Here is a 19,643-nt window from a genome sequence, read left to right as displayed (position 1 = left end):
GGCATGCGCACAGACACCACGACCGGCCGTCCTTCCGCTGCCGCTTCCTCCTCTGTCCCGTCTCCCCCGTCTTCCCCGTCTCCCCTTGCCGCCGCCCTCCTCTCAGCACCCGCCGACAGAGCGCGGGCCTACGTCCACGGGTACTCGGAGCGGGAGGCCAGAAGGCTGGGCGACCAGGCCGACACGCTGGCCCGGCTCCTGCACGGCGGTACGGCGTACCCGCCCGGCAGCCGGGTGCTGGAGGTGGGCTGCGGGGTCGGCGCGCAGACCGTTCACCTGGTGGACGCGAGCCCGGGGGCACACATCGTGGCCGTGGACATCTCCGAGGACTCCCTCGCCCAGGCGCGCGCCCGGGTCGCCGCCGAGGCACCAGGAGCCCCGGTGGAGTGGCACCGGGCCGATCTCTTCGACCTCCCCTTCGCCGACGCCGAGTTCGACCACGTCTTCGCCTGTTTCGTACTGGAGCACCTGGCGGACCCGGCCGCCGCGCTGACGGCACTGCGGCGGGTGCTGCGGCCAGGAGGCGGCATCACGGTCATCGAAGGTGACCACGGCTCGGCCTTCTTCCACCCCGACAGCTCCGCTGCACGGGCCGCCGTCCAGTGCCTGATCCGGCTCCAGGCCGACGCGGGCGGCGACTCCCTGATCGGCCGTCGCCTGTGGCCGCTGCTCACCACTGCCGGTTACCGGAACGTCCGTGTCGGCCCCCGCACCGTCTACGCCGACGCCGCGCGGCCCGCCCTCATGCGGTCGTTCACACTCGACACGTTCACCGCCATGGTCGAGTCCGTACGCGCCGACGCACTCGCCGCCGGACTCGTCACGGAGGCCGACTGGGACCGGGGCATCGCCGGTCTCCGGCGCGCGGCCGAGGAGGACGGGACGTTCCACTACACGTTCTTCAAGGCCGAGGGGGTGAACGGCCCGGCGTAGGAAGGGGCGGAGGAGGCGCCGGAGGCGGGGCCCGTCCCGGTCCGTCAGCGCCCTGCGGTGCGTGGCGCGTCCCGCAGGACGCCCCGTACCAGCTCCGCCACCCGCTCCCACTGCTCCGCGAGGTAGAAGTGGCCGCCCTCGAATTCGTGCAGGGCGAAGCGGCCCGTGGTGTGGGCCGCCCAGCCCTGTGCGCCGTCCACGCCGGCCCTGGGGTCCGTACGTCCCACGAGCGCGACAAGGGGACTGGCCACGCGTGCTCCTTCCGCGCACACATAGGTCTCCACCGCCTTGTAGTCGCTCCTGACGGCGGGGAGGACCAGACGCAGCATCTCCTCGCTGGCCAGGACCCGCGTGTCCGTGCCGCTCAGCTTGCCGATCTCGGCGATCAGCGCGTCGTCGTCGAGCAGGTGCAGTCCGCTCGGCCGCTGTGCCGCCGGGGCCGAGCGCCCCGACACGAACAGCGCCAGCGGCGCCACGCCCCGCCTCTCCAGCCTGCGCGCCACCTCGAAGGCGACGGAAGCGCCCATGCTGTGGCCGAAGAGGGCCAGCGGGCGGTCCGTCCAGGGGGACAGCGCCTCGGCGACCCTGTCGGCGAGGACGGTGACCTCTTCGATCCGTTCCTCGTGGCTGCGGTCCTGGCGGCCTGGGTACTGGACGGCGAGTGTCTCGACGTGGGGGTGGAGCGCCTGGGAGAAGAGCCGGAAATAGCTCGCCGAGCCGCCCGCGTGCGGCAGCACCGCGAGCCGGACGGCCCCGCTGTCCGGCGCGGTGTGGAACCGCCTCACCCAGGCCGAGCTGTCCACGGTCACGACGCACCTCCGGCTTCCCGCGGCCACGGTGGCCACGACGGTCAGTCAGGCTGCCCCCGCCCGCGCTGAGTAACCGCTTCCGCCACGCGACGCCGTGCCGCGTCGCGCCGCGTCGCGCCGAGTCACGCCGCGCCCTGCCGCAGTGGACCGGTGACGGAGCGTCACCGGGCGTGTAGACAGGGCCGTCGGCGGCGAGCGGTCCGTGTGGGACCGCGGCGAAGGGCCGCCGGGCGGAAGGGCACGGGGGCGGTACGGCCCTCACCGGGCCGCCCGCGTCCTACGCGGAGCGCAGGAAGGCGCCCGGCGGAGCGGATATCGGCCAGATCGGACGGGCCGCGCGGGCCGAATGGGAGCGGTACCCGGGCCCGTACGGGCGACCGCACCGGCCGCCCCGCACCACGTCCGCCGCTCCCGTGGGCCGTCACCCCACGTTCCGCATCCCCGGTCCCGTCACCTCTAGCACCGCTTTCGTCGCGCGGCAAGATCTGTCCCGGGCCGAACGCGGATGTCCGCTTCGCACGGGCGCCGGTGGGGCCACCCGTGGTGGTCCCCGGGCGGCCCGGGTAGCTGTGAAGACGAGGGTGTCACAGCACCGCGCCGTGACGAGCGGACGTGGGGAGCGGTCGTGTCGTGGGGAGCGGTCGTGAGGAGCGTGAGTGTGGGAGGCCGCACGGTGCTTGGGGTTGCGCCCGACGCGCGGGCCGCAGCGTGTGACGAGGACACCGTCGCGGGCATCGCGCTGTCCGTGCTGGCGGCGTCGGGCACCGAGGACGCCCACCGTTCGCTGCACGGTCCAGCGCTGGTGGCCGCGGCGCACGCGGCGCAGTCCGCTGACCGGCCGGGAAGACCGGGCCGTACGGAGCGGATCCGTGTCCACGGCCCGGATGTCCGGGCCGCCGTCGTGCCCGAGTGGATACGCCCCGGCCCGCTGAGCCTCTCCCCCGTAGGCCCGCCCGCGCCGCACCTGGACCGCTCCGTCTCCCGCGCCCTGGCCTCCCTCCCCCGCACGGCGGACCCCGGCACCTGCCGACTGGCCGCCTGGCGCGACGACGAGCGCGCCGTACTCGACGAGAGCACGGCGCTGCTGCGCAGCGCGTGGCCCGAACTGCTCGCCGAACTCCGTGAGGGCGTCACCGAGGTGGCGCTGCTCGACGGGCACGCGCTCGACGGCTTCACCGACTTCGTCACCCACGGCGCGGTGTTCATCCGCCGCGGCCTCCTCACCCCTGGCCCCGGTCACGGCCCCGGTCCCTGTCCCGGTCCCTGTCCCGGTCACGCCCCCGACTCCGGTCCCGACGTGCTGCCGGGACCCGTACGGTTCGCCGAGGCCCTCACCCGCGAGGGCACCCGTACCCGCTGCAACGCGGCGGCGGTCAGCACCCCGTTCCTCGTCCCTTCCGGGGAAGACGCCGGAGGCCCCGCCGTGGCAGGTGCCCGCCAGGTGCCGGGCCCGCTGCGCGGCGACCCCCGCCCCGTCGCCGGGCTGTTCCAGGAGGTACTGGCCCTGGTGCGCCGCGTGACCCTCTACGAGCGGCTGTGGGAGGTCGCGGAGCTGGCGCACGAACCCCTGTCCGCGCGCCGGTGCCGACTGCTGGAACGGGCGGTGCGCGCCGTGGACGCGCTGCGCGGGCAGTCGTCGCTGCTGACCTCGCACGGGCTCGGTGTCCTGGCAGAGGCGGAGGAGGCGACGCGGCTCTCCCACGGCTGGGCCGCTACGGGCCGCCACGTCTGACCGGGCGGCGACGGACAGCGCCACCGGGTCCGGTCCGGGCCCCGCCCCCCACTCCCCCCCCCACTCCCCCCCCACCCCGACCCCGACCGTTTCCCGAGCGGCACAGCCCGGGCCCGCCCCGCTTCCCTCGTCAGCCCCGCGTCCGTCCGACCCGCGTCCGTCCGCCCAGCCTCCGTCCGCCCCGCCGCCGTCCGCCCCGCCCGCTCACCAGGAGGAGACGCCCATGCGTATCGCCTATCTGCACGGCGGCAGCATCCCTTCCGCGTACGCCGGCGGAGTGCACGCCATGCGCATGTGCGACGCCTTCAGCGACGCCGGTCACGACGTCACGCTCTACGCGCTGCCGGGCACCGCCGCCGCCGACCCGTACATCTACTACGGCGTCCGCAACCCCTTCCGCCTCCGCCGCATCCCGCTCACCGTCGAGCGCGAGGGCGGGGAGGGCGGGCGCCCCGGCATCGCCACGGGCGGGTACGTGACCGGGGACGCCGACGCGGGTGCCGCGCTGCGGCGGCGAGCGGCGCGCGTACGGACCGAGCTGGAGCGCGGCCCGCGCCCCGACCTGCTCTACGGGCGCGAGCCCTACAGCCTGCTCGCCGCCGCCGAACTGGCCCCCGTCGTCTACGAGGCGAACGCGCTGTGGGACGACCCGTCCTGGCGGGAGACGGAACGCGCGCTGCTGCGGCACCCCTCGCTGAAGCGCGTGGTGTTCGTGGCCCACGGGCTGGCCCGCGCCTACGCGCAGGTCTTCCCCGAACTGGCCGGGGTCGCGACGGAGGTGGCCCCCGACGGCGCCGACCCCGCGCCCGAGCACGTCGAAGCCCCCGTCGAACTCCCGGGGCGTCCCGACGCGCTCAAGGCGGGCTACGTCGGCCATCTGCACCCGGGGCGCACGGTGGACCTCATCCTGGCGCTGGCCGGACGCCTGCCCGCGATCGACGTGCATCTGGTGGGCGGCACGACGGAGGGCCTGGCCTACTGGCGCGGGCACGGCGCGCCCGCGAACGTCCACTTCCACGGGCACCGCCCGCCGGCGCAGCTCGCCGCCTACTACCCGCACTTCGACGTGGTGCTGGCGCCCTACCAGTCGCGGGCCGCAGAAGCGGACGGCGCGGGTGACGCCGCGCTGTGGATGTCGCCGCCGAAGCTGTTCGAGTACATGGCGCACGGCAGGGCCATGGTCGTCTCCGATCTCCCCGTGCTGCGGGAAGTGCTGCGGGACGGTGAGGACTGTCTGCTGTGCCCGCCGGAGGACGTCGACGCCTGGACGGCTGCGGTCACGGCCCTGACGGCCGACGGTGAGCTGCGCCGACGGCTGGGGGCGAGCGCCCGCGACGAACTGCTGGCCCGCTACACCTGGCGCCGCCGCGCCGATCTGGTGCTGCCTCCCGCGCCGGAGCGGGCGCGCACGGGGAGCTGACGACACGCGGTCCGAAGCGGACGACACATGACGCGCGACGTGTCACATGTGCCGCACCGGAACCTCCGCCTCCCCTCTCCCGGCCCGACCGTCTCTCCCATCCAGCTCACTGGGCCCCCTTGTCACGGCGTTCACTTGATTCACATAATTGCGGAGCGCTTTACGGGAGTTGCCACACGGGGCCGCACGTCTTGCGGTGGAGCGGCACAGGGGGAACATCTCTTCTTCCGCGCCCGCACCGGGCCCCGGTTTGGCATGCCCTCGACAAAGCGTGCAACCCCCCACGAAAGGACATCCCTTGAACACGAACAGCCAGGGCGCGCGGCGCGGCAGCAGGATCACCCGAGGTGCGATGGCCTCGGCGGCCGTCGCGGCCGCCGCGTTCGCACTGATGGTGCCGGGCAGCGCGCAGGCCACGGGCGCCGGGTCCGACGGGGCGCCAGACCCCGTGCCGAGCCCGAAGATAGTCGGCGGCGAGAAGGCCCAGCAGGGCGAATTCCCGTGGATGGTGCGGCTTTCCATGGGCTGCGGCGGCGCGCTCTACAAGCAGGACATCGTGCTCACCGCCGCGCACTGCGTGGAAGGCAGCGGCGAGAACACCGAGATCGAGGCGGTCGGCGGGGTCACCGACCTCTCCTCCCCCGACTCCGTCAAGGTCAACTCCACCGAGGTGCTCCAGGCCCCGGGTTACGACGGCAAGGGCAAGGACTGGGCGCTCATCAAGCTGGAGAAGCCCATCGACCAGCCCACCCTGCCGCTGGCCACCTCGGCGGACCTGAACGAGGGCGACTTCACCGTCGCGGGCTGGGGCGCGGACAAGGAGGGCGGCGAGCAGCAGCAGAACCTGCTGAAGGTCGACGTGCCCTTCGTCGACGACGCCACCTGCGGCAGCGCCTACGGGAGTGAGCTGACCCCGGAGGAGGAGCTGTGCGCGGGCGACCTGGAGAACGGCGGCATCGACTCCTGCCAGGGCGACTCCGGCGGTCCGCTGTTCCGTAAGGACGAGGCCGGGGAGTTCGTCCAGGTCGGCATCGTGAGCTGGGGCGACGGCTGCGCGCGTCCCGGCAAGCCCGGCGTCTACACCGAGGTGAGCACCTTCTCCGCCGACATCGAGAAGGCGGCGGGCGAACTCGGCGCCTGACGGCCCGCGTCCCCGTCGACGGCCCCGCCGTCGGCGGGGACACCGCCACACGACGCGGCATCATCAGCGGGGCGGCCACGAGCGGCCCGGGCCGTCTGGGCTCGGCCCGGGCTCTCGGAGAAGCGGGTCAACGACCCGGAGACCTGCCCCTTGACTGCTGCGTGGAAGCGTCTCGGACCGGGCGCTTGTCCCGCTCCATGGCTCTCGCCATTCCCACGAGGTCTGTACTCTTCGGGTAGCTGCGGCGAAGAGCCGATGACTGGTTGGCCGACGGCTGGTTGGCCCGCAGAAGCCGGGCACGAGCGTCTTGCTCCGCCTGCTTCGAACTGCCGCTCTCTGGCGAACTCTCAGGCATGTCGCCCCTTCCTGTAAGGCTGTTGGTCAGCCCTGAACCACGATCTCGCTGCTGATCACGGGGCAATGGGCAGGGCGGTTCAACGCAGCGCCTGACAGGACCGCTCAGGGCTTGCGGGCCACGCCCCCGTACATGGCGATGTCCCGGTCGTCGACCCGCTCGTCGTCGGCGTCCGGGTGCCAGCGGTGCACCTGCACGACGCCGGGTTCGACCAGGTCGAGACCGGCGAAGAAGGACTCGGCCTCGGCGTGGGTGCGCAGTTGCATGGGCATGCCCCGGCGCGCGTACTCCTCCGCGACCTTGCCCACCTCCTGGGGCGCGAAGTCGGCGGTCCCGATGGTCGAGGCGAGATAGCTGCCCGGGGGAAGCGGGTCGAGAAGGCGCTCGATCAGACCGTGGTCGTCGTCGCCGGAGAGGATGAAGTGGAGGATGCCGATGACCATCAGCCCGACCGGCTCCCCCAGGTCCAGGGTGTCCTGGAAGACCGGGTCGGACAGGATGGCGTCCGGGTCCCGCATGTCCGCGTCGATGTAGGCGGTCCGCCCCTGCGGGGTGCTGGTCAGCAGGGCCTGGGCGTGGGTGAGGACGATCGGGTCGTTGTCGACGTAGACCACCCGCGAGGCGGGGGCCTCGCCCTGGACGACCTCGTGCAGGTTGGGCGAGGTGGGCAGCCCCGTACCGATGTCGAGGAACTGCCGGATGCCCGCCTCCCTGGCGAGCCAGCGGCCAGCCCGGTGCATGAAGGCGCGGTTGGCGCGCATGTGCACCGGCAGCGCGGGCCACTCGCGGCACATCACGCGGGCCGCTTCCTGGTCGACCTCGTAGTTGTCCTTGCCACCCAGGATGTAGTCGTACACGCGCGCCGAGTGCGCCTCGTCCGTCACGATCCTGTCTGCCTGATAGCCGTGCTGGCTCATCGCTCACCTCCGCCGGAGCGGCCCCGTCCGCGGCGACGGGCCGTGCTGTGGTCCGGCGGCCAGCATGTCATGGAGGCGGAAGCGGAGCATCCAGGGCACCGCCTTTGCCGCTGGCCTCCCCCGTCGACGCACCCTCGTCCGGCGCGGCGGACGAGGCGAAGGCGCCCTGGCAGCCGGGGCCGAAGTCCCCTGCGAAGGCAGGGACGGACGTGCGCCCGCCCGCCGCCCGAGGGGACAGGCGGCGGGCGGGCGCGGTCCGGGGTGATCCGGAGTGACGCGCGGTCACGGGAGGATGCGGAGCGGCACGATCAGTCGCCCGCGCCCGCTCCCGCCGCGATCACCTTCTCGTTGACGGCCCTGACCCGCTCCGGATCGACCTTGATGTCCCGCCGGTCGTACGTCCACATGCCGTTCAGCTCGTTCTCCAGGTCGGTGACCTGCGTATAGACCGAGCCGGACAGTCCGGCCGCCGCCTGCTGGAGATAGAACTTCTCGGTGTTCTCGACGTACTTCGCGGTCAGCGCCTCCTTGTCGGCCACACCGCTGTAGATCACCGTCGGGGTGCCCGGCCACATGTGTCCGGGGGTGCGCAGGGTGAAGCCGCCGTGTTCCCCGTCCATCGCGGCACGGTGGTCGGCCGTGGGCGGGTCGTCGTTGTTGTAGTCGTGGTGGTCGATGATGTCGCCCTTGCCCGAGTCGCCCTTCGAGTTGCAGCAGTTGACGCCGCTGTGCGCGTTGACGACGCGGGAGGGGTCGGCCGCCTTGACGGACTCGGCGATCCTGCCGGTCTCAGTGCGGTCCCACTCGCCCCAGCCCTCGTTGAAGACCACCCAGCCGCCGACCGAGGGCGAGTTGTGCAGTTGCTCCATCACGCGCTTGCCCTCGGTCAGGAACGCCTGCTTGCCCTCCTCGTTCGTGATGTCACCGGACACGAAGTCCTGCCACACGAGCAGCCCGAGCCGGTCGGCGTGGTAGTACCAGCGCGCCGACTCCGCCTTGATGTGCTTGCGCACGGCGTTGAAGCCCAGCTCCTTCTGCGCCTCGAGGTCAAAGCTGAGCGCCTCGTCGCTGGGCTGGGTGTGGAGGCCGTCGGGCCAGAAGCCCTGGTCCAGCATGGCGAGGGAGAAGAACGGCTTCCCGTTGAGCACGAGCTTCTGGTGGCCGCCCACCTTCTCGATGCCGAGCGAGCGCATGCCGAAGTAGCTCTTCAGCCTGTCCTTCGACCTGCCGTCGGTGAGGGTGACGTCGAGGTCGTAGAGGTAGGGGTCGTCGGGCGACCACAGGTGCTGGTTCCTGACGGGCAGGCGCAGATCGCTGTTGGCGGGTCCTATGACGGAGCCGACCTTCCTGCCCTTCGCGTCACGGGCCACGGCCGTGACACGGGCCGACGAGGAGGCGTGCTCGGACTTCGCGTTCACCGTCAGGCTGTGCGCGTCGATGTCGGGTGTGGTGACCAGCCGGTCGACGGCGGTCTTCGCGACGGGCTCCATCCAGACCGTCTGCCAGATGCCGGAGGACTGGGTGTAGAAGATGCCGCCCGGGTCCGCGGCCTGCTTGCCCCTCGGCTGGTTCTGCCCGGCCGTGTCGGTGACGGCGACGACGATCTCCTGCTTGCCGCCCCGCTTGAGCGCGTCGGTGATGTCGGCGCTGAAGGCCGAGTAGCCGCCCTTGTGCTCGGCGACCTGCTTCCCGTTGACCCACACCCTGGCGTGGTGGTCGACGGCGCCGAAGTTCAGCCTCAGCCGCTGCCTGTCGCCGACGGACCACTTCTTGGGGACAGTGATCTCCTTGCGGTAGAACATGTGGTCCTCGTGCCGCTCCAGCCCCGAGAGCTGCGACTCGACGGGGAACGGCACGGTGATCCGCTCGTCGAGGGCCTTGCCGAACTGCGGCTCCTCGCCCTTCTCTGCCCCGGCGAACTCCCACTGCCCGTTCAGGTTGCGCCACTCGTCGCGCACCTCCTGCGGGCGGGGGTACTCGGGGAGCGGGTTGCGGCGGTCCAGCTTCTCGCCCCACTCCGTGAGCAGCCGCTGCGTGGACGCGTTCCGCGCGTGCCGGATGATCTGCGGCACGGTCTCCCCGCCCGCCGTCAGGCCGCCCTTCCCGTCGTACGAGACGCGCACCTGCTGGTCCTTCTGCACGGGCTCGGCCAGCGTGACGATCAGCGCTCGCGGGTCGTCGGCCGCCGGGGTGACGGACTCGACCGGCATCTTCGTCGTGTCGACCTCGATCGCCAGGTGGTCCTCGAACCCCTCGTACCCGGCGACGTCACCGGCGAAGGTGGTCTGGAAGCGCCGCCCGTCCTCGCCGACGGAGAGCGCGACGGGGTAGACCTCGTAGTCGGCGGGCGGGGTGAAGGCGGACTCGGGGACGATCTCCCTCTCGACCGTGCCGCTCTCCCAGCTCAGGGCCAGGTTCGCGCCGCCGGTGTCCTGGAACAGCTCCACGCGTATCTCGTGCGGCTCACCGGCCGTCAGCCTGACGGGCTCACTCTTCTGCTCGTTGTCCCAGTCGGGCACCCAGTGGTCGATGACCGGCTTGCCGTCGATGAGGATCCGGAAGCCGTTGTCGCCCTTGGCGTAGAAGGTGTAGTCGCCGGTCTCGGGTGCCTCGATACGTCCGGTCCAGCGCGCCGTCGTGTGCTCGGTGCGGCCGGTCACGGACTCGAAGATGGAGGCGAGCCCGGGGAAGTCGACGCGCGGTTCGAGCGCGACGCCGCCGAGCTCGGCGAAGTCACGGGCGCCCGGCTCGGACATCCGGAAATATTCGCCCTTCAGGCCGTGCACGGGGGCGTTCGGGTCGTCGTCGGCGAAGGTGGCCGCCCGCTCTGCGGGAGCCGCCGAGGCGCCGGGCAGCGGTCCGTTCAACGGCAGTGCCAGCGCCGCTGCGAGCAGCAGCGACCAGAGGAGGAGGATTCGGGGACGGATGCGGGTGCGGATACGTCTATGTCTCACGTGATTCCTCACGCTCGTGGAGGGGCATGTCCATGAAATACGACACGTGGTCAAACATTGAGTCACAACCTCCACCACGAAACAACATGCGTGCACACAGGAAACGCGCCAAGAGTGCTCCGGGGCGCGGGAGTTCGCCGCCCGCCTTCGGCGCGTGACGCGTGGCGCGTCAGGCCGTGAACGTGTCCGCGTCGGCCTCGCGCCAGTCGCGGGCCCAGTCGCGGGGCGCGGCGCCGTCCAGGAGCTGCCCCGGCTCCAGCCACTCGTACAGGTCGGCGAAGGAGCGCACGGTGTCGGGCCCCACCCGGCGCCGCAGCATGTCGGGACGCAGGTCGGCGGCTGAGCGCGCGCCCAGGGAGGCCATGATCTCCATCGCGCTGTGCACGGTCGCCTGCTGGAAGCGCTGGACGCGGCGGTACTTGTCCTCGACGTCCAGGGCGCGCCCCCTGCGCGGGTCCTGGGTGGCGACGCCGACGGGGCAGGTGTTGGTGTGGCAGCGCTGTGACTGGATACAGCCGACCGCGAACATCATGGCCCGCGCCGCGTTGGCGTAGTCGGCGCCCTGGATCATCCGCTTGACGAGATCGGCCCCGGTGGCGACCTTGCCGCTGGCGCCGATCCGCACCCGATCGCGCAGCCCCGAGCCGACCAGCGCGTTGTGCACGGTGGACAGTCCCTCGGTCAGCGGGGTGCCCACGTGGTCGATGAACTCCAGCGGAGCCGCGCCCGTGCCGCCCTCGGCCCCGTCGACGATGATGAAGTCGGGGGTGACGTCCTCCTCGCGCATCGCCTTGCAGACCGCCAGGACCTGGCGGCGGCTGCCCACGCAGAGCTTGAAGCCCGTCGGCTTGCCCCCGGACAGCTCGCGCATCCGGGCGAGGAAGCGCACGAGTTCGCGGGGCGTCGAGAAGACGCGGTGGTAGGGCGGCGAGACGACGGTCTCGCCCCGCGGCACCTCCCGTACGCGGGCGATCTCCGCGTTCACCTTGCCGCCCGGCAGGACGCCGCCCATGCCCGGCTTCGCGCCCTGCGAGAGCTTGAGCGAGACACAGCGCACCGCGTCCCAGCGCGCCTTGCGGGCGAACTCCTCCGCGTCGAAGTCCCCGTCGTCCGTACGGCAGCCGAAGTAGCCGGTGCCGATCTCCCACACCAGGTCACCGCCGTGACGGAGGTGGTAGTCCGAGATCCCGCCCTCCCCGGTGTCGTGCGCGAAGCCGCCCTCGGCCGCTCCCCGGTTCAGCGCGAGGATGGCGTTGGCCGAGAGCGAGCCGAAGCTCATGGCGGAGACGTTCAGCAGGGCCATGTCGTACGGGCGCGTGCACCCGGGCCCGCCCACCCGCACCGTCGGCGGCTGCTCGGGCAGGGGCCGGGGCGCGACGGAGTGCACGAAGTACTCGTAACCGGCCTCGTAGACGGGGCGTTCCGTGCCGAAGGACGCCTGGTCGGCCATGCCCTTGGCGCGCTCGTAGACGATCGAGCGGGTGTCGCGGTCGAAGGGGCGGCCGTCGAAGTCCCGCTCCACGAAGTACTGCTGAAGCTCAGGGCGGAGGCTCTCCAGGATGTAGCGCAGATGGCCGATGACGGGGTAGTTGCGCAGGACGGAGTGGCGGCGCTGGACGAGGTCGTACAGCCCGACCAGGGCGAACGCCAGCAGCACGCCCGCCGCCCACCACCAGCCGCCGTCGGCCGCCCGGCCCGCCCAGAGCGCCGCGAGGGCCAGCAGCCAGATGAACGCCACAGCTGTCACACGCGCCACTTCACGCCTCCGTATCCCTCCGTGCCGGGCTCCCGCCGGAGCCGGTCGCTGGAGACCGGCGTACCCCGACAGCATCCGGCCACCCACCCTCTCCGACCCGGGCGCGGCGCCCCCGGCGACGCGCCGCCGCACGAACGGCTGCCGCACGGAGGGACCCGCGCAGGGCCCCGCGCCGAGGGACCCGTACAGAGGGCCGAGTTCCAGTCATCCCGTCCCGGCCCGTTGACGCGGCCCCGCGCAGCTTCTACAACGACAGCGTCAACACGTTTGGGAGCGCTCCCACACGCCGGCGGACACAGCCCCCCGGAGCCGTAGCCCACGGCCCCCGGAGGGCCGGGAGTCATGCGCCGCCGCCCCACCGCACGGCCCACTCCCCCACCGGAAGGTGACGATGACGAACAACCTCACGAGCGAGAGAACGCGCCGCGGCGCACGCTTGCGGCGGGCGCTGCTCGCCGTGGCGCTGAGCGCGGCGAGCCTGCTCACCATGGGCCAGCTCAGCGCCCCCGACGCGCACGCGGGTCAGAGCGCCCCAGCCCCGCACCGGAGCGCGGGCGCCGAGGCGGCGGCCCCCGGCGACGACTGGCTGCACACCCAGGGCGGCGACATCGTGGACGCGCAAGGCAACAAGGTGTGGATGACGGGCACCAACTGGTTCGGCTTCAACACGAGTGAGCGCGTCTTCCACGGCCTCTGGTCGGCCAACATCGAGGAACTGACCCGGGCCATGGCCGAGCGCGGGATGAACACGATCCGGGTGCCCATCTCCACGCAGTTGCTCAAGGAGTGGAAGAACGGCCAGGCCACGGCGCCCTCTGCCGTGAACACCTGGGCCAACCCGGAGCTGACGGGCATGACCTCGCTCCAGGTCTTCGACTACTGGCTCGACCTGTGCGAGCAGTACGGCATCAAGGTCATGATGGACGTGCACAGCGCCGAGGCCGACAACTCGGGCCACGTCCACCCCGTGTGGTGGAAGGGCGCGGTCACCGTGGAGGACTTCTACGCCACCTGGGAGTGGCTGGCCAGCCGCTACAAGAACGACGACACCATCCTCTCGATGGACATCAAGAACGAGCCGCACGGCAGGCAGAACGAGAGCCCGCGCGCCAAGTGGGACGGCTCGGCCGACCAGGACAACTGGAAGCACGCCTGCCAGACGGCGGGCCGCCGCATCCTTGCCGTCAACCCGAATCTGCTGGTGCTCTGTGAGGGCATCGAGATCTACCCGAAGAACGGCACGGACTGGGGCTCGACCACTCCGACGGACTACCACTCCATGTGGTGGGGCGGAAACCTCCGCGGCGCCAAGGACCACCCCGTCGACCTCGGTACGCAGCAGGACCAGCTCGTGTACTCGCCGCACGACTACGGCCCCTCCGTCCACCGCCAGCCGTGGTTCGAGGGCGACTGGAACAAGACCACGCTGACCGAGAACGTCTGGCGGCCCAACTGGCTCTACCTCAAGGAGAACGGCACCGCTCCCCTGCTCGTCGGCGAGTGGGGCGGGCGGCTCGACGGCGGCGAGAACCAGAAGTGGATGACCGCGCTGCGCGACCTCATCGTCGAGCACCGCATCCACCAGACCTTCTGGTGCCTCAACCCCAACTCCGGTGACACCGGAGGGCTGCTCGACTACGACTGGAAGACCTGGGACGAGGCGAAGTACGCGCTCCTCAAGCCCGCGCTCTGGCAGAAGGACGGGCGCTTCGTCGGCCTCGACCACCAGGTCCCGCTCGGCGGCGCCAACAGCACCACCGGCACGAACGTCACCGTCACGACGGCGGGCACGCACGACTGACACGCCACTGCCGCACCACTGACGCACCGCCCCTCACCAGGCGGTGAGTGGGACGGGCGCCCGGCGCTCCTCCGGGCGCCCGCTCCCGGGCGCGGGGCGGTTCGTGAGCGGCCGGCGGTCCGCTCGTGAACCGCCCCGTGCCATGGCCGCACCGGCGGCCGGTGACCGGGCGTCCGCGATCCGTACGTACGTTCAACGCCGCGGTGACGGGCCCGTGGCAGGCTGCCGGAATGGTGTCCGGAAGTGGCAGGACCGGCGTGTGCGTGGTGCGCGTGGAGGCCCAGACGCACGGGGCGCTGATCACCCTGCGGCTCAATCCCGACGTCGAACGGGTCCCCGTGGGCGTCGATGCGTCTACAGCAGATGCCGAGTCGGCCGTACGGATGGTGCGGGAATTTCTTCTGGCCTTCCTCGCTGAGACTGCGGATCGTTGATACACCACAGTCAGCGTCCCGTGACGGCCGGGCAAGGGACCTCCGACTCCCGTCGAGGGGCGCGCTCGCGCGGGGGGAGAACGCCATGCCGCCGGATTTTCCTCACCTTCTGGCCCCCTGGGGCGCCCAGGAAACCCTGCCTGTGCTGCACCTTTTCGGGGAGCTTTCGGTCAGCGTCGGCTCTCGGCGCGTCGACGTGCCCAGAAGCTGCGGGCGCCTGCTCGCCTTCCTGGCGCTGCGCCCCTGCCGGGTCGAGCGGCCGTACGCCGCCGGGTCGCTGTGGCCCGTGCACGACGAGGCCAGAGCCAACGGGAACCTGCGCTCCGCGCTGTGGCGGCTCAACCGCATGGACGTCCGGCTGGTGGCGGCCGACAAGCACGGGCTCACGATGCGTGACGAGGTGCTCATCGACCTGCGGACGGTGAGCACCTGGGCCACCCACGTCATCGAGGGCCGCGCGACACCGCGCGAACTGCGTGCCGCACCCCCCGCGCCGGACGCGCTGGAACTGCTGCCCGGCTGGTACGACGACTGGGCGCTGATGGAGCGCGAACGCGTCCGGCAGCGGCTGCTGCACGCGCTGGAGTGCCAGAGCCGGCAGCTCACGCGCATGGGCCTGTGCGCGGACGCGGTCGACGTCGCGATGGCGGCCGTCGGCGCCGAGCCGCTGCGCGAGAGCGCGCAGCGCGTCCTCATCGAGGCGCACCTGGCCGCGGGCAACTGGGTCGAGGCCCGGCGCAGCCTGGGCGTGTACGCGGCCCTCCTGGACCGCGAACTCGGCCTGCGGCCCGACCCCGCGCTCCGCGCTTTGTTGCACCGGGAAGCCCCCTCGCGGGGGCGGTAGGAAACGGGGGGTTGCCGTTTCACGGGGTGGTTGCGCGGGACGGTTGGCCGGGGAGGTGGGTGCCGTAGGGTCCCGCGCTGAATTTGTGCCGCCGCACGTCATGGAGTCGGCCCCGGCGGACCCGGAGCGGAGGTGGGCCACCGGCGGGACGGGGACGTGGTGGGGTGTCCCCGCAGGTCGAGAAAGTCACCGGCCGAGAGGCGACGACGAAAGCTTCACGCCGAGGAGACACCCCGGCGCGGCACCGGACACCCCCCACCCACACACCCCACACGGCCACCGGCACAAACCAAGAACCACGCGGCGCCAGCCGCGAACAACCGCAACCACACGCCGCGCCGAAGCCACCCACCCGCACCCGGAATACGGCGAACCGCCCAGCGCAGCGCCCCGCACCCCGTGCTGCGGCACAAAAATCAGCGCGGGACCCTACAATGTGCACCACACCGGCCAACCGTCCCGCGCAACACCCCCGACGTCCAGAACCCCCCGTTTCCATCCGCACCCCGCGAAGGGATCCGTGCCCCGAGCCGAGGCCCGCGCCACGATCGCCCGTCCGCCCGCCGCGGTCTGGGCGGTCGTCTCCTCCTTCGACGAGATCCACCTCTGGCACCCGCTCATCGCCGACTGCGTACCGGAGCCCGGCGTCCCGCCCGGCACTCCCGGACACCTGCGCAGGCTCACCACGACCGACGGCGGCGAGATCCTGGAACGGCTCCTCCAGCTCGATGACGGAGTGTGCGGCTACGAGTTCGCCCTGAGCCCCTTCCCCGTCAGCGACTACCGGGCGACGCTCCGGATCACGCCGGGTCCGTCGGAGGGGACCAGCGAGGTGCGCTGGTGGGCGGACTTCACCCCGCTCGATCCGGCGGAGACGGACAGCCTCCGGGCGCTGTTCACCGACAACGTCTTCGTGCCGGGCCTCAAGGCGCTCGACGAACACCTCGCGCGGCCCGCACCGTAACCCTCACGCCCCTGGCAGGCACCGCACCGCACCGTGCTCAGCGTGCCGCGTCCGGCGAGCCGTCCCGCAGCACGTCCACGAGCCGCGACAGCGCGTCCACCACCGCGGCGCGGTCCTCGCCGAGCCCGGCCAGCAGCTCCGCCTCGACGGCGAGCTGGCGGGGGAAGAGCGCGTCGACCGCCTCCTTGCCCGCGTCGGTGATGGTGACCAGCGCGGCGCGGCGGTCTGCCGGGTTGGGCGTGCGGCTGATGAAGCCGCGCTTCTCCAGCTTGGCCAGCGCCTTGCTGATGCCCGCGCGGGAGATCCCCATGTCGTCGGCGAGACGGCGGGCGATGACGGGCTCCGTCGCGTGCCGCAGGGGGATCAGCATGTCCACCTCGGGCGCGGTGAGCGGGGCGCCCTCGTAGAGCGGCTCGACCGCGCGGTCGATGAGCGAGATGACCCGCTTGGCCAGGGCGACCACCTCCATCGGCGAGGTGTCCAGACCGGGGTTGTCCGCCGCCCACCGCGCACGGACGACCTGGGGAGGGAACAGCACGGTGGACCACCTACTCCTCGGCATTTTCGTTAACCAGCGAACCATCGGTTACCTTTGCGTTCATGATATCCCCGTCCCCCTCCCGTTCCGGCGCCCCTCGCACGGACGGCGGCACCGAAGGCGGCACCGCGGGCGAGCGCGCCTCCGGCCCGCCGCCCGTGCGCGCCGCCGTCCTGGTCACCGTCCTGGGCGCCCTCACCGCCGTCGCGCCGCTGGCCACCGACATGTACGTGCCGGGCTTCCCCTCCATGGGCGACTCGCTCGGCGCGAGCAGTTCCGCCGTCCAGCTCACGATGACCGCCTTCCTGGCGGGACTCGTCGTCGGACAGGTGCTGATCGGGCCTGTCAGCGACGCGCTGGGGCGGCGCGGGCTGCTGCTGTCCGGGACCGTCGGGTTCACGTTCTTCTCGCTGGTGTGCGCGCTGGCGCCGAACGTCCAGGTGCTCACCGCGGCACGGTTCCTGGAGGGGGTGGCGGGCGCCGCGGGCATGGTGCTGGCCAGGGCGGTGATCACCGACCGCTTCCATGGGCGCGACATCCCGCGCTACTTCGCACTGCTCTCGCAGATCCTCGGCGTCGCGCCGATCGCCGCTCCCGTGCTCGGCGGCGCCGTGCTGGCCGTGTCCACCTGGCGCGCCGTCTTCGTGGTCCTCACCGTCATCGGGGGCCTGCTGCTGCTCTCCGTGCTGGCCAGGGTGCCGGAGTCGCTGCCGCGCGAGAGCCGCCACGGGGCCGGGCTCGGCGCCACCTTCTGCGCGATGGGCGCGCTGCTGGCCGACCGCGCCTTCATGGGCTACGTGCTCGTGCTCGGCTTCAGCTCGGCCGCGATGTTCTGCTACATCAGCGGCTCCAGCTTCGTCTTCGAGAACCTGCACGGCGTCTCGTCCACGACGTACTCGCTGATCTTTGCCTCCAACGCGCTCGCCATGCTGATCGCGGGCGGCGTGTTCGCCAGGCTGTCGCGCGGCGTACGGCTCAACTCCCTGCTTGCCGGCGGCGTCTGCCTGGCCGGGCTGGGGGCTGTGGCACAGGTTCTGCTGCTGGCCACGGTGGGCGAGAGTCTCGCCGCCACCTGGGCCTGCCTGTTCGTGACCATGGGCGGGATCGGCGTGATCTTCCCCGCGACGATGAGCCTGGGCCAGACCCTGGGTCGGACCGCGCCCGGGGCCGCCTCCGCGCTGCTGGGCGGCTTCCAGTTCCTGTTCGGCGCCCTCGCCTCGCCGCTGGTCGGCCTCTTCGGCGAGGACAGCTCGGCGCCGATGGCCGTCATCATGCTGGCCGGTCTGGCCGGTGCGGCGCTCTGCCTGGTCCTGCTGGCCCGGCCGTGGCGCGGCGCGGGCGAGGTGACCGCGGCGGGCGCGGGGCGCTGACGCGCCGGATGTGCCGGATGTGCCGGATGTGCCGGATCCGGTCTCGCGACCGGATCCGGCCCTGCGGGCTCAGTTGCCCAGCCGCCCCTTGACCATCTGGAGGAAGCTGTTCCGGTCGTTGAGGTGGGGGAAGTCCTTGCCCTCCGGAGCCTCGGTGCCCAGGAAGTCGCACAGCGGCTGCCAGCCCTCCTTCACCTCGTAGACGAGCAGGCGGTCGGCGGGTACGGAGGCGCGGACGTGGTCGTTGTGCCGCTCGAAGACCGAGATGACGTGTTCCTTGTCGCCGAGGCGCCCGTCGAAGGTCTTCTCGGTGATGAGCTGGACGAGTTCGAGGTACTTCCGGTACTCCTTCGCCATGGCGTCGGAGGTCTCGCTGTCCGGGTTCCACAGGGGCGCCAGGGTCTCGTGGAAGCTCTCGTACCAGCGTTCGGGGTCACGGACCGTCAGGATGATCTTGGCTTCCGGGTATTTCTCGGCCAGCGGCTCCCAGAAGTCGCAGGCGGGCCAGTCCAGCGTCGAGCGGTAGCCGCTGAACACGGCGTCCCAGTCGACGGGCTGGCCGTTGCGCGCCGCGAGCCAGGTGTTCAGGTGCTCGGGGTGTTCGAACGCCTCCATCATGTGGTAACAGGGCCCGAAGCCCATCATTTCGATGGCCGCTTTCACTGACAGGGTTCCGGTCCGCCCGAAACCCGCGCCGATGATCTTCATCAGGACTCCTTCGTGGGATGAGTGAGCGCTTCTTGGATCGCGGGGAGAACGCGGTCCTTGCAGGACGCGCGGCAGACGACGAGATCCGGCAGCCACGCGCCCTTCCTGTTGTAGAGGAGCGGGGAGCCGTCGAGCCGGGAGGCGTGGACCCCGGCCGCCCTGGCGACCGCCACGGGCGCGGCGGAGTCCCACTCGTACTGGCCGCCGCCGTGCACGTATGCGTCGGCCTCACCGAGCAGCACGCTGCCGATCTTCACGCCCGCCGATCCCATGGGGACGAGTTCGGCACCGAGCGAGGCCGCGAGCGCCCCGGTCAGCTCGGGCGGCCGGGTGCGGCTCACGGCGAGCCGCAGCGGCCGCTCGCCCGCCGCCGGGTCCTCGCCCTCCGCGTCGACGGGCCGTGGCGGGTCGGCAGAGGTGAGCACGGTGTTCCTGGCGGGCATGGCGACGGCGCCCGCCGTCAGTTCCCCGAGTTCCCACAGCGCCACGTGCACGGCCCAGTCGGTCCTGCCCTCCTCGGAGAACTCCCTCGTGCCGTCCAGCGGATCGACGATCCACACGCGGGGCGCGTCGAGCCGACGGGCGTCGTCCACGCCCTCCTCGGAGAGCACGGCGTCATCGGGGCGGTGTGCGGCGAGGGAGCGCATCAGGTACTCGTGTGCCTCGCGGTCCCCCGCCGCCTTCAGCTTCTTCGGGTCGCCGAACCCCTGCTTCGCGCGCAGGTCCAGCAGAACCCGTCCCGCCTCCGCGGCCAGTTCCGCCGCCAGTTTCTCGTCGTCACGGATGGGGGGTGGGGGCATGTGAGATCTCCTCGTGGGAAGTCCCGCCGGGCTTCGTCGGGACGGGTGACGGGTGACGGGACGGGGACAGGTGGGGGTGCCTCTATGTCCTTCGTCAAGCCTGAGCTGGTCATGCGGCGGTTGTTTCAGGGAGGCGGGGTTCGTAGAAGGTGCCGTCGCGGAGCATG

General features: G+C 72.0%; 16 protein-coding genes. 9 read left to right on the top strand and 7 right to left on the bottom strand.

The window, feature by feature from the left end:
- The first annotated feature begins 3 nt into the window (after nucleotides 1-3).
- The gene (locus ACWGJ2_RS36315; protein WP_453350637.1) at nucleotides 4-933 is read left to right on the top strand and encodes an L-histidine N(alpha)-methyltransferase; all 930 of its coding nucleotides are present in this window, start codon (nucleotides 4-6) and stop codon (nucleotides 931-933) included.
- 44 nt (nucleotides 934-977) lie between these two features.
- Here the strand turns inward: ACWGJ2_RS36315 and ACWGJ2_RS36310 are convergent, their stop codons facing one another.
- Nucleotides 978-1,742, bottom strand: coding sequence for a thioesterase II family protein (locus ACWGJ2_RS36310; RefSeq protein ID WP_453350636.1), 765 nt, complete (start codon nucleotides 1,740-1,742; stop codon nucleotides 978-980).
- Between the two features lie 673 nt (nucleotides 1,743-2,415).
- Between ACWGJ2_RS36310 and ACWGJ2_RS36305 the strand changes: the two genes are divergently transcribed.
- From ACWGJ2_RS36305 to ACWGJ2_RS36295, 3 genes are all read left to right on the top strand, one after another.
- Nucleotides 2,416-3,474, top strand: coding sequence for a hypothetical protein (locus ACWGJ2_RS36305; protein ID WP_453350635.1), 1,059 nt, complete (start codon nucleotides 2,416-2,418; stop codon nucleotides 3,472-3,474).
- A 223-nt stretch (nucleotides 3,475-3,697) separates the two neighbouring features.
- Complete coding sequence (locus ACWGJ2_RS36300; protein WP_453350634.1) at nucleotides 3,698-4,894, top strand: glycosyltransferase family 4 protein; 1,197 nt, start codon at nucleotides 3,698-3,700, stop codon at nucleotides 4,892-4,894.
- A 352-nt stretch (nucleotides 4,895-5,246) separates the two neighbouring features.
- The gene (locus tag ACWGJ2_RS36295; RefSeq protein ID WP_453350648.1) at nucleotides 5,247-6,035 is read left to right on the top strand and encodes a S1 family peptidase; all 789 of its coding nucleotides are present in this window, start codon (nucleotides 5,247-5,249) and stop codon (nucleotides 6,033-6,035) included.
- A gap of 459 nt (nucleotides 6,036-6,494) precedes the next feature.
- On the opposite strand, the gene ACWGJ2_RS36290 is transcribed toward ACWGJ2_RS36295, so the two are convergent.
- The 3 genes from ACWGJ2_RS36290 to ACWGJ2_RS36280 form a co-directional block, all read right to left on the bottom strand.
- The gene (locus ACWGJ2_RS36290; RefSeq protein ID WP_453350633.1) at nucleotides 6,495-7,307 is read right to left on the bottom strand and encodes an SAM-dependent methyltransferase; all 813 of its coding nucleotides are present in this window, start codon (nucleotides 7,305-7,307) and stop codon (nucleotides 6,495-6,497) included.
- 308 nt (nucleotides 7,308-7,615) lie between these two features.
- A complete protein-coding gene (locus ACWGJ2_RS36285) occupies nucleotides 7,616-10,261 on the bottom strand; it encodes a PA14 domain-containing protein (RefSeq protein ID WP_453350632.1) in 2,646 nt (881 codons plus the stop codon).
- 169 nt (nucleotides 10,262-10,430) lie between these two features.
- Nucleotides 10,431-12,017 (bottom strand): FMN-binding glutamate synthase family protein, encoded by a 1,587-nt coding sequence (locus ACWGJ2_RS36280; protein WP_453350631.1) that lies wholly within the window; start codon nucleotides 12,015-12,017, stop codon nucleotides 10,431-10,433.
- A 391-nt stretch (nucleotides 12,018-12,408) separates the two neighbouring features.
- Between ACWGJ2_RS36280 and ACWGJ2_RS36275 the strand changes: the two genes are divergently transcribed.
- The 4 genes from ACWGJ2_RS36275 to ACWGJ2_RS36260 all read left to right on the top strand — a co-directional run bounded on the left by ACWGJ2_RS36275 (nucleotide 12,409) and on the right by ACWGJ2_RS36260 (nucleotide 16,060).
- Nucleotides 12,409-13,818, top strand: a complete 1,410-nt coding sequence (locus ACWGJ2_RS36275) for a glycoside hydrolase family 5 protein (RefSeq protein WP_453350630.1) — start codon at nucleotides 12,409-12,411, stop codon at nucleotides 13,816-13,818.
- Between the two features lie 230 nt (nucleotides 13,819-14,048).
- Nucleotides 14,049-14,252 carry a hypothetical protein gene (locus tag ACWGJ2_RS36270; RefSeq protein WP_453350629.1) on the top strand — a complete coding sequence of 68 codons (204 nt, stop codon included), beginning with the start codon at nucleotides 14,049-14,051 and terminating at the stop codon, nucleotides 14,250-14,252.
- Between the two features lie 142 nt (nucleotides 14,253-14,394).
- Complete coding sequence (locus tag ACWGJ2_RS36265; RefSeq protein WP_453350628.1) at nucleotides 14,395-15,096, top strand: AfsR/SARP family transcriptional regulator; 702 nt, start codon at nucleotides 14,395-14,397, stop codon at nucleotides 15,094-15,096.
- A gap of 520 nt (nucleotides 15,097-15,616) precedes the next feature.
- Nucleotides 15,617-16,060: an SRPBCC family protein gene (locus ACWGJ2_RS36260; RefSeq protein WP_453350627.1), complete on the top strand. Its 444-nt coding sequence runs from the start codon at nucleotides 15,617-15,619 to the stop codon at nucleotides 16,058-16,060.
- Nucleotides 16,061-16,097: 37 nt separating this feature from the next.
- Here the strand turns inward: ACWGJ2_RS36260 and ACWGJ2_RS36255 are convergent, their stop codons facing one another.
- Nucleotides 16,098-16,598: a MarR family winged helix-turn-helix transcriptional regulator gene (locus ACWGJ2_RS36255; RefSeq protein ID WP_453350626.1), complete on the bottom strand. Its 501-nt coding sequence runs from the start codon at nucleotides 16,596-16,598 to the stop codon at nucleotides 16,098-16,100.
- 62 nt (nucleotides 16,599-16,660) lie between these two features.
- Between ACWGJ2_RS36255 and ACWGJ2_RS36250 the strand changes: the two genes are divergently transcribed.
- Nucleotides 16,661-17,968, top strand: coding sequence for a multidrug effflux MFS transporter (locus ACWGJ2_RS36250; RefSeq protein ID WP_453350625.1), 1,308 nt, complete (start codon nucleotides 16,661-16,663; stop codon nucleotides 17,966-17,968).
- Between the two features lie 69 nt (nucleotides 17,969-18,037).
- Here the strand turns inward: ACWGJ2_RS36250 and ACWGJ2_RS36245 are convergent, their stop codons facing one another.
- Together ACWGJ2_RS36245 and ACWGJ2_RS36240 are read right to left on the bottom strand one after the other, a co-directional pair.
- Nucleotides 18,038-18,676: a sulfotransferase family protein gene (locus tag ACWGJ2_RS36245; protein ID WP_453350624.1), complete on the bottom strand. Its 639-nt coding sequence runs from the start codon at nucleotides 18,674-18,676 to the stop codon at nucleotides 18,038-18,040.
- On the bottom strand, nucleotides 18,676-19,476 hold the full coding sequence (locus ACWGJ2_RS36240) for a 3'(2'),5'-bisphosphate nucleotidase CysQ (protein ID WP_453350623.1): 801 nt from the start codon (nucleotides 19,474-19,476) through the stop codon (nucleotides 18,676-18,678). Before ACWGJ2_RS36240 ends, ACWGJ2_RS36245 begins: the two co-directional genes overlap by 1 nt.
- Nucleotides 19,477-19,643 lie beyond the last annotated feature (167 nt).

The organism is Streptomyces sp. NPDC054796 (genome assembly GCF_053611545.1).
Note: the sequence above shows the minus strand (reverse complement) of the source record. Positions and strands in the feature narration are given on the sequence as shown.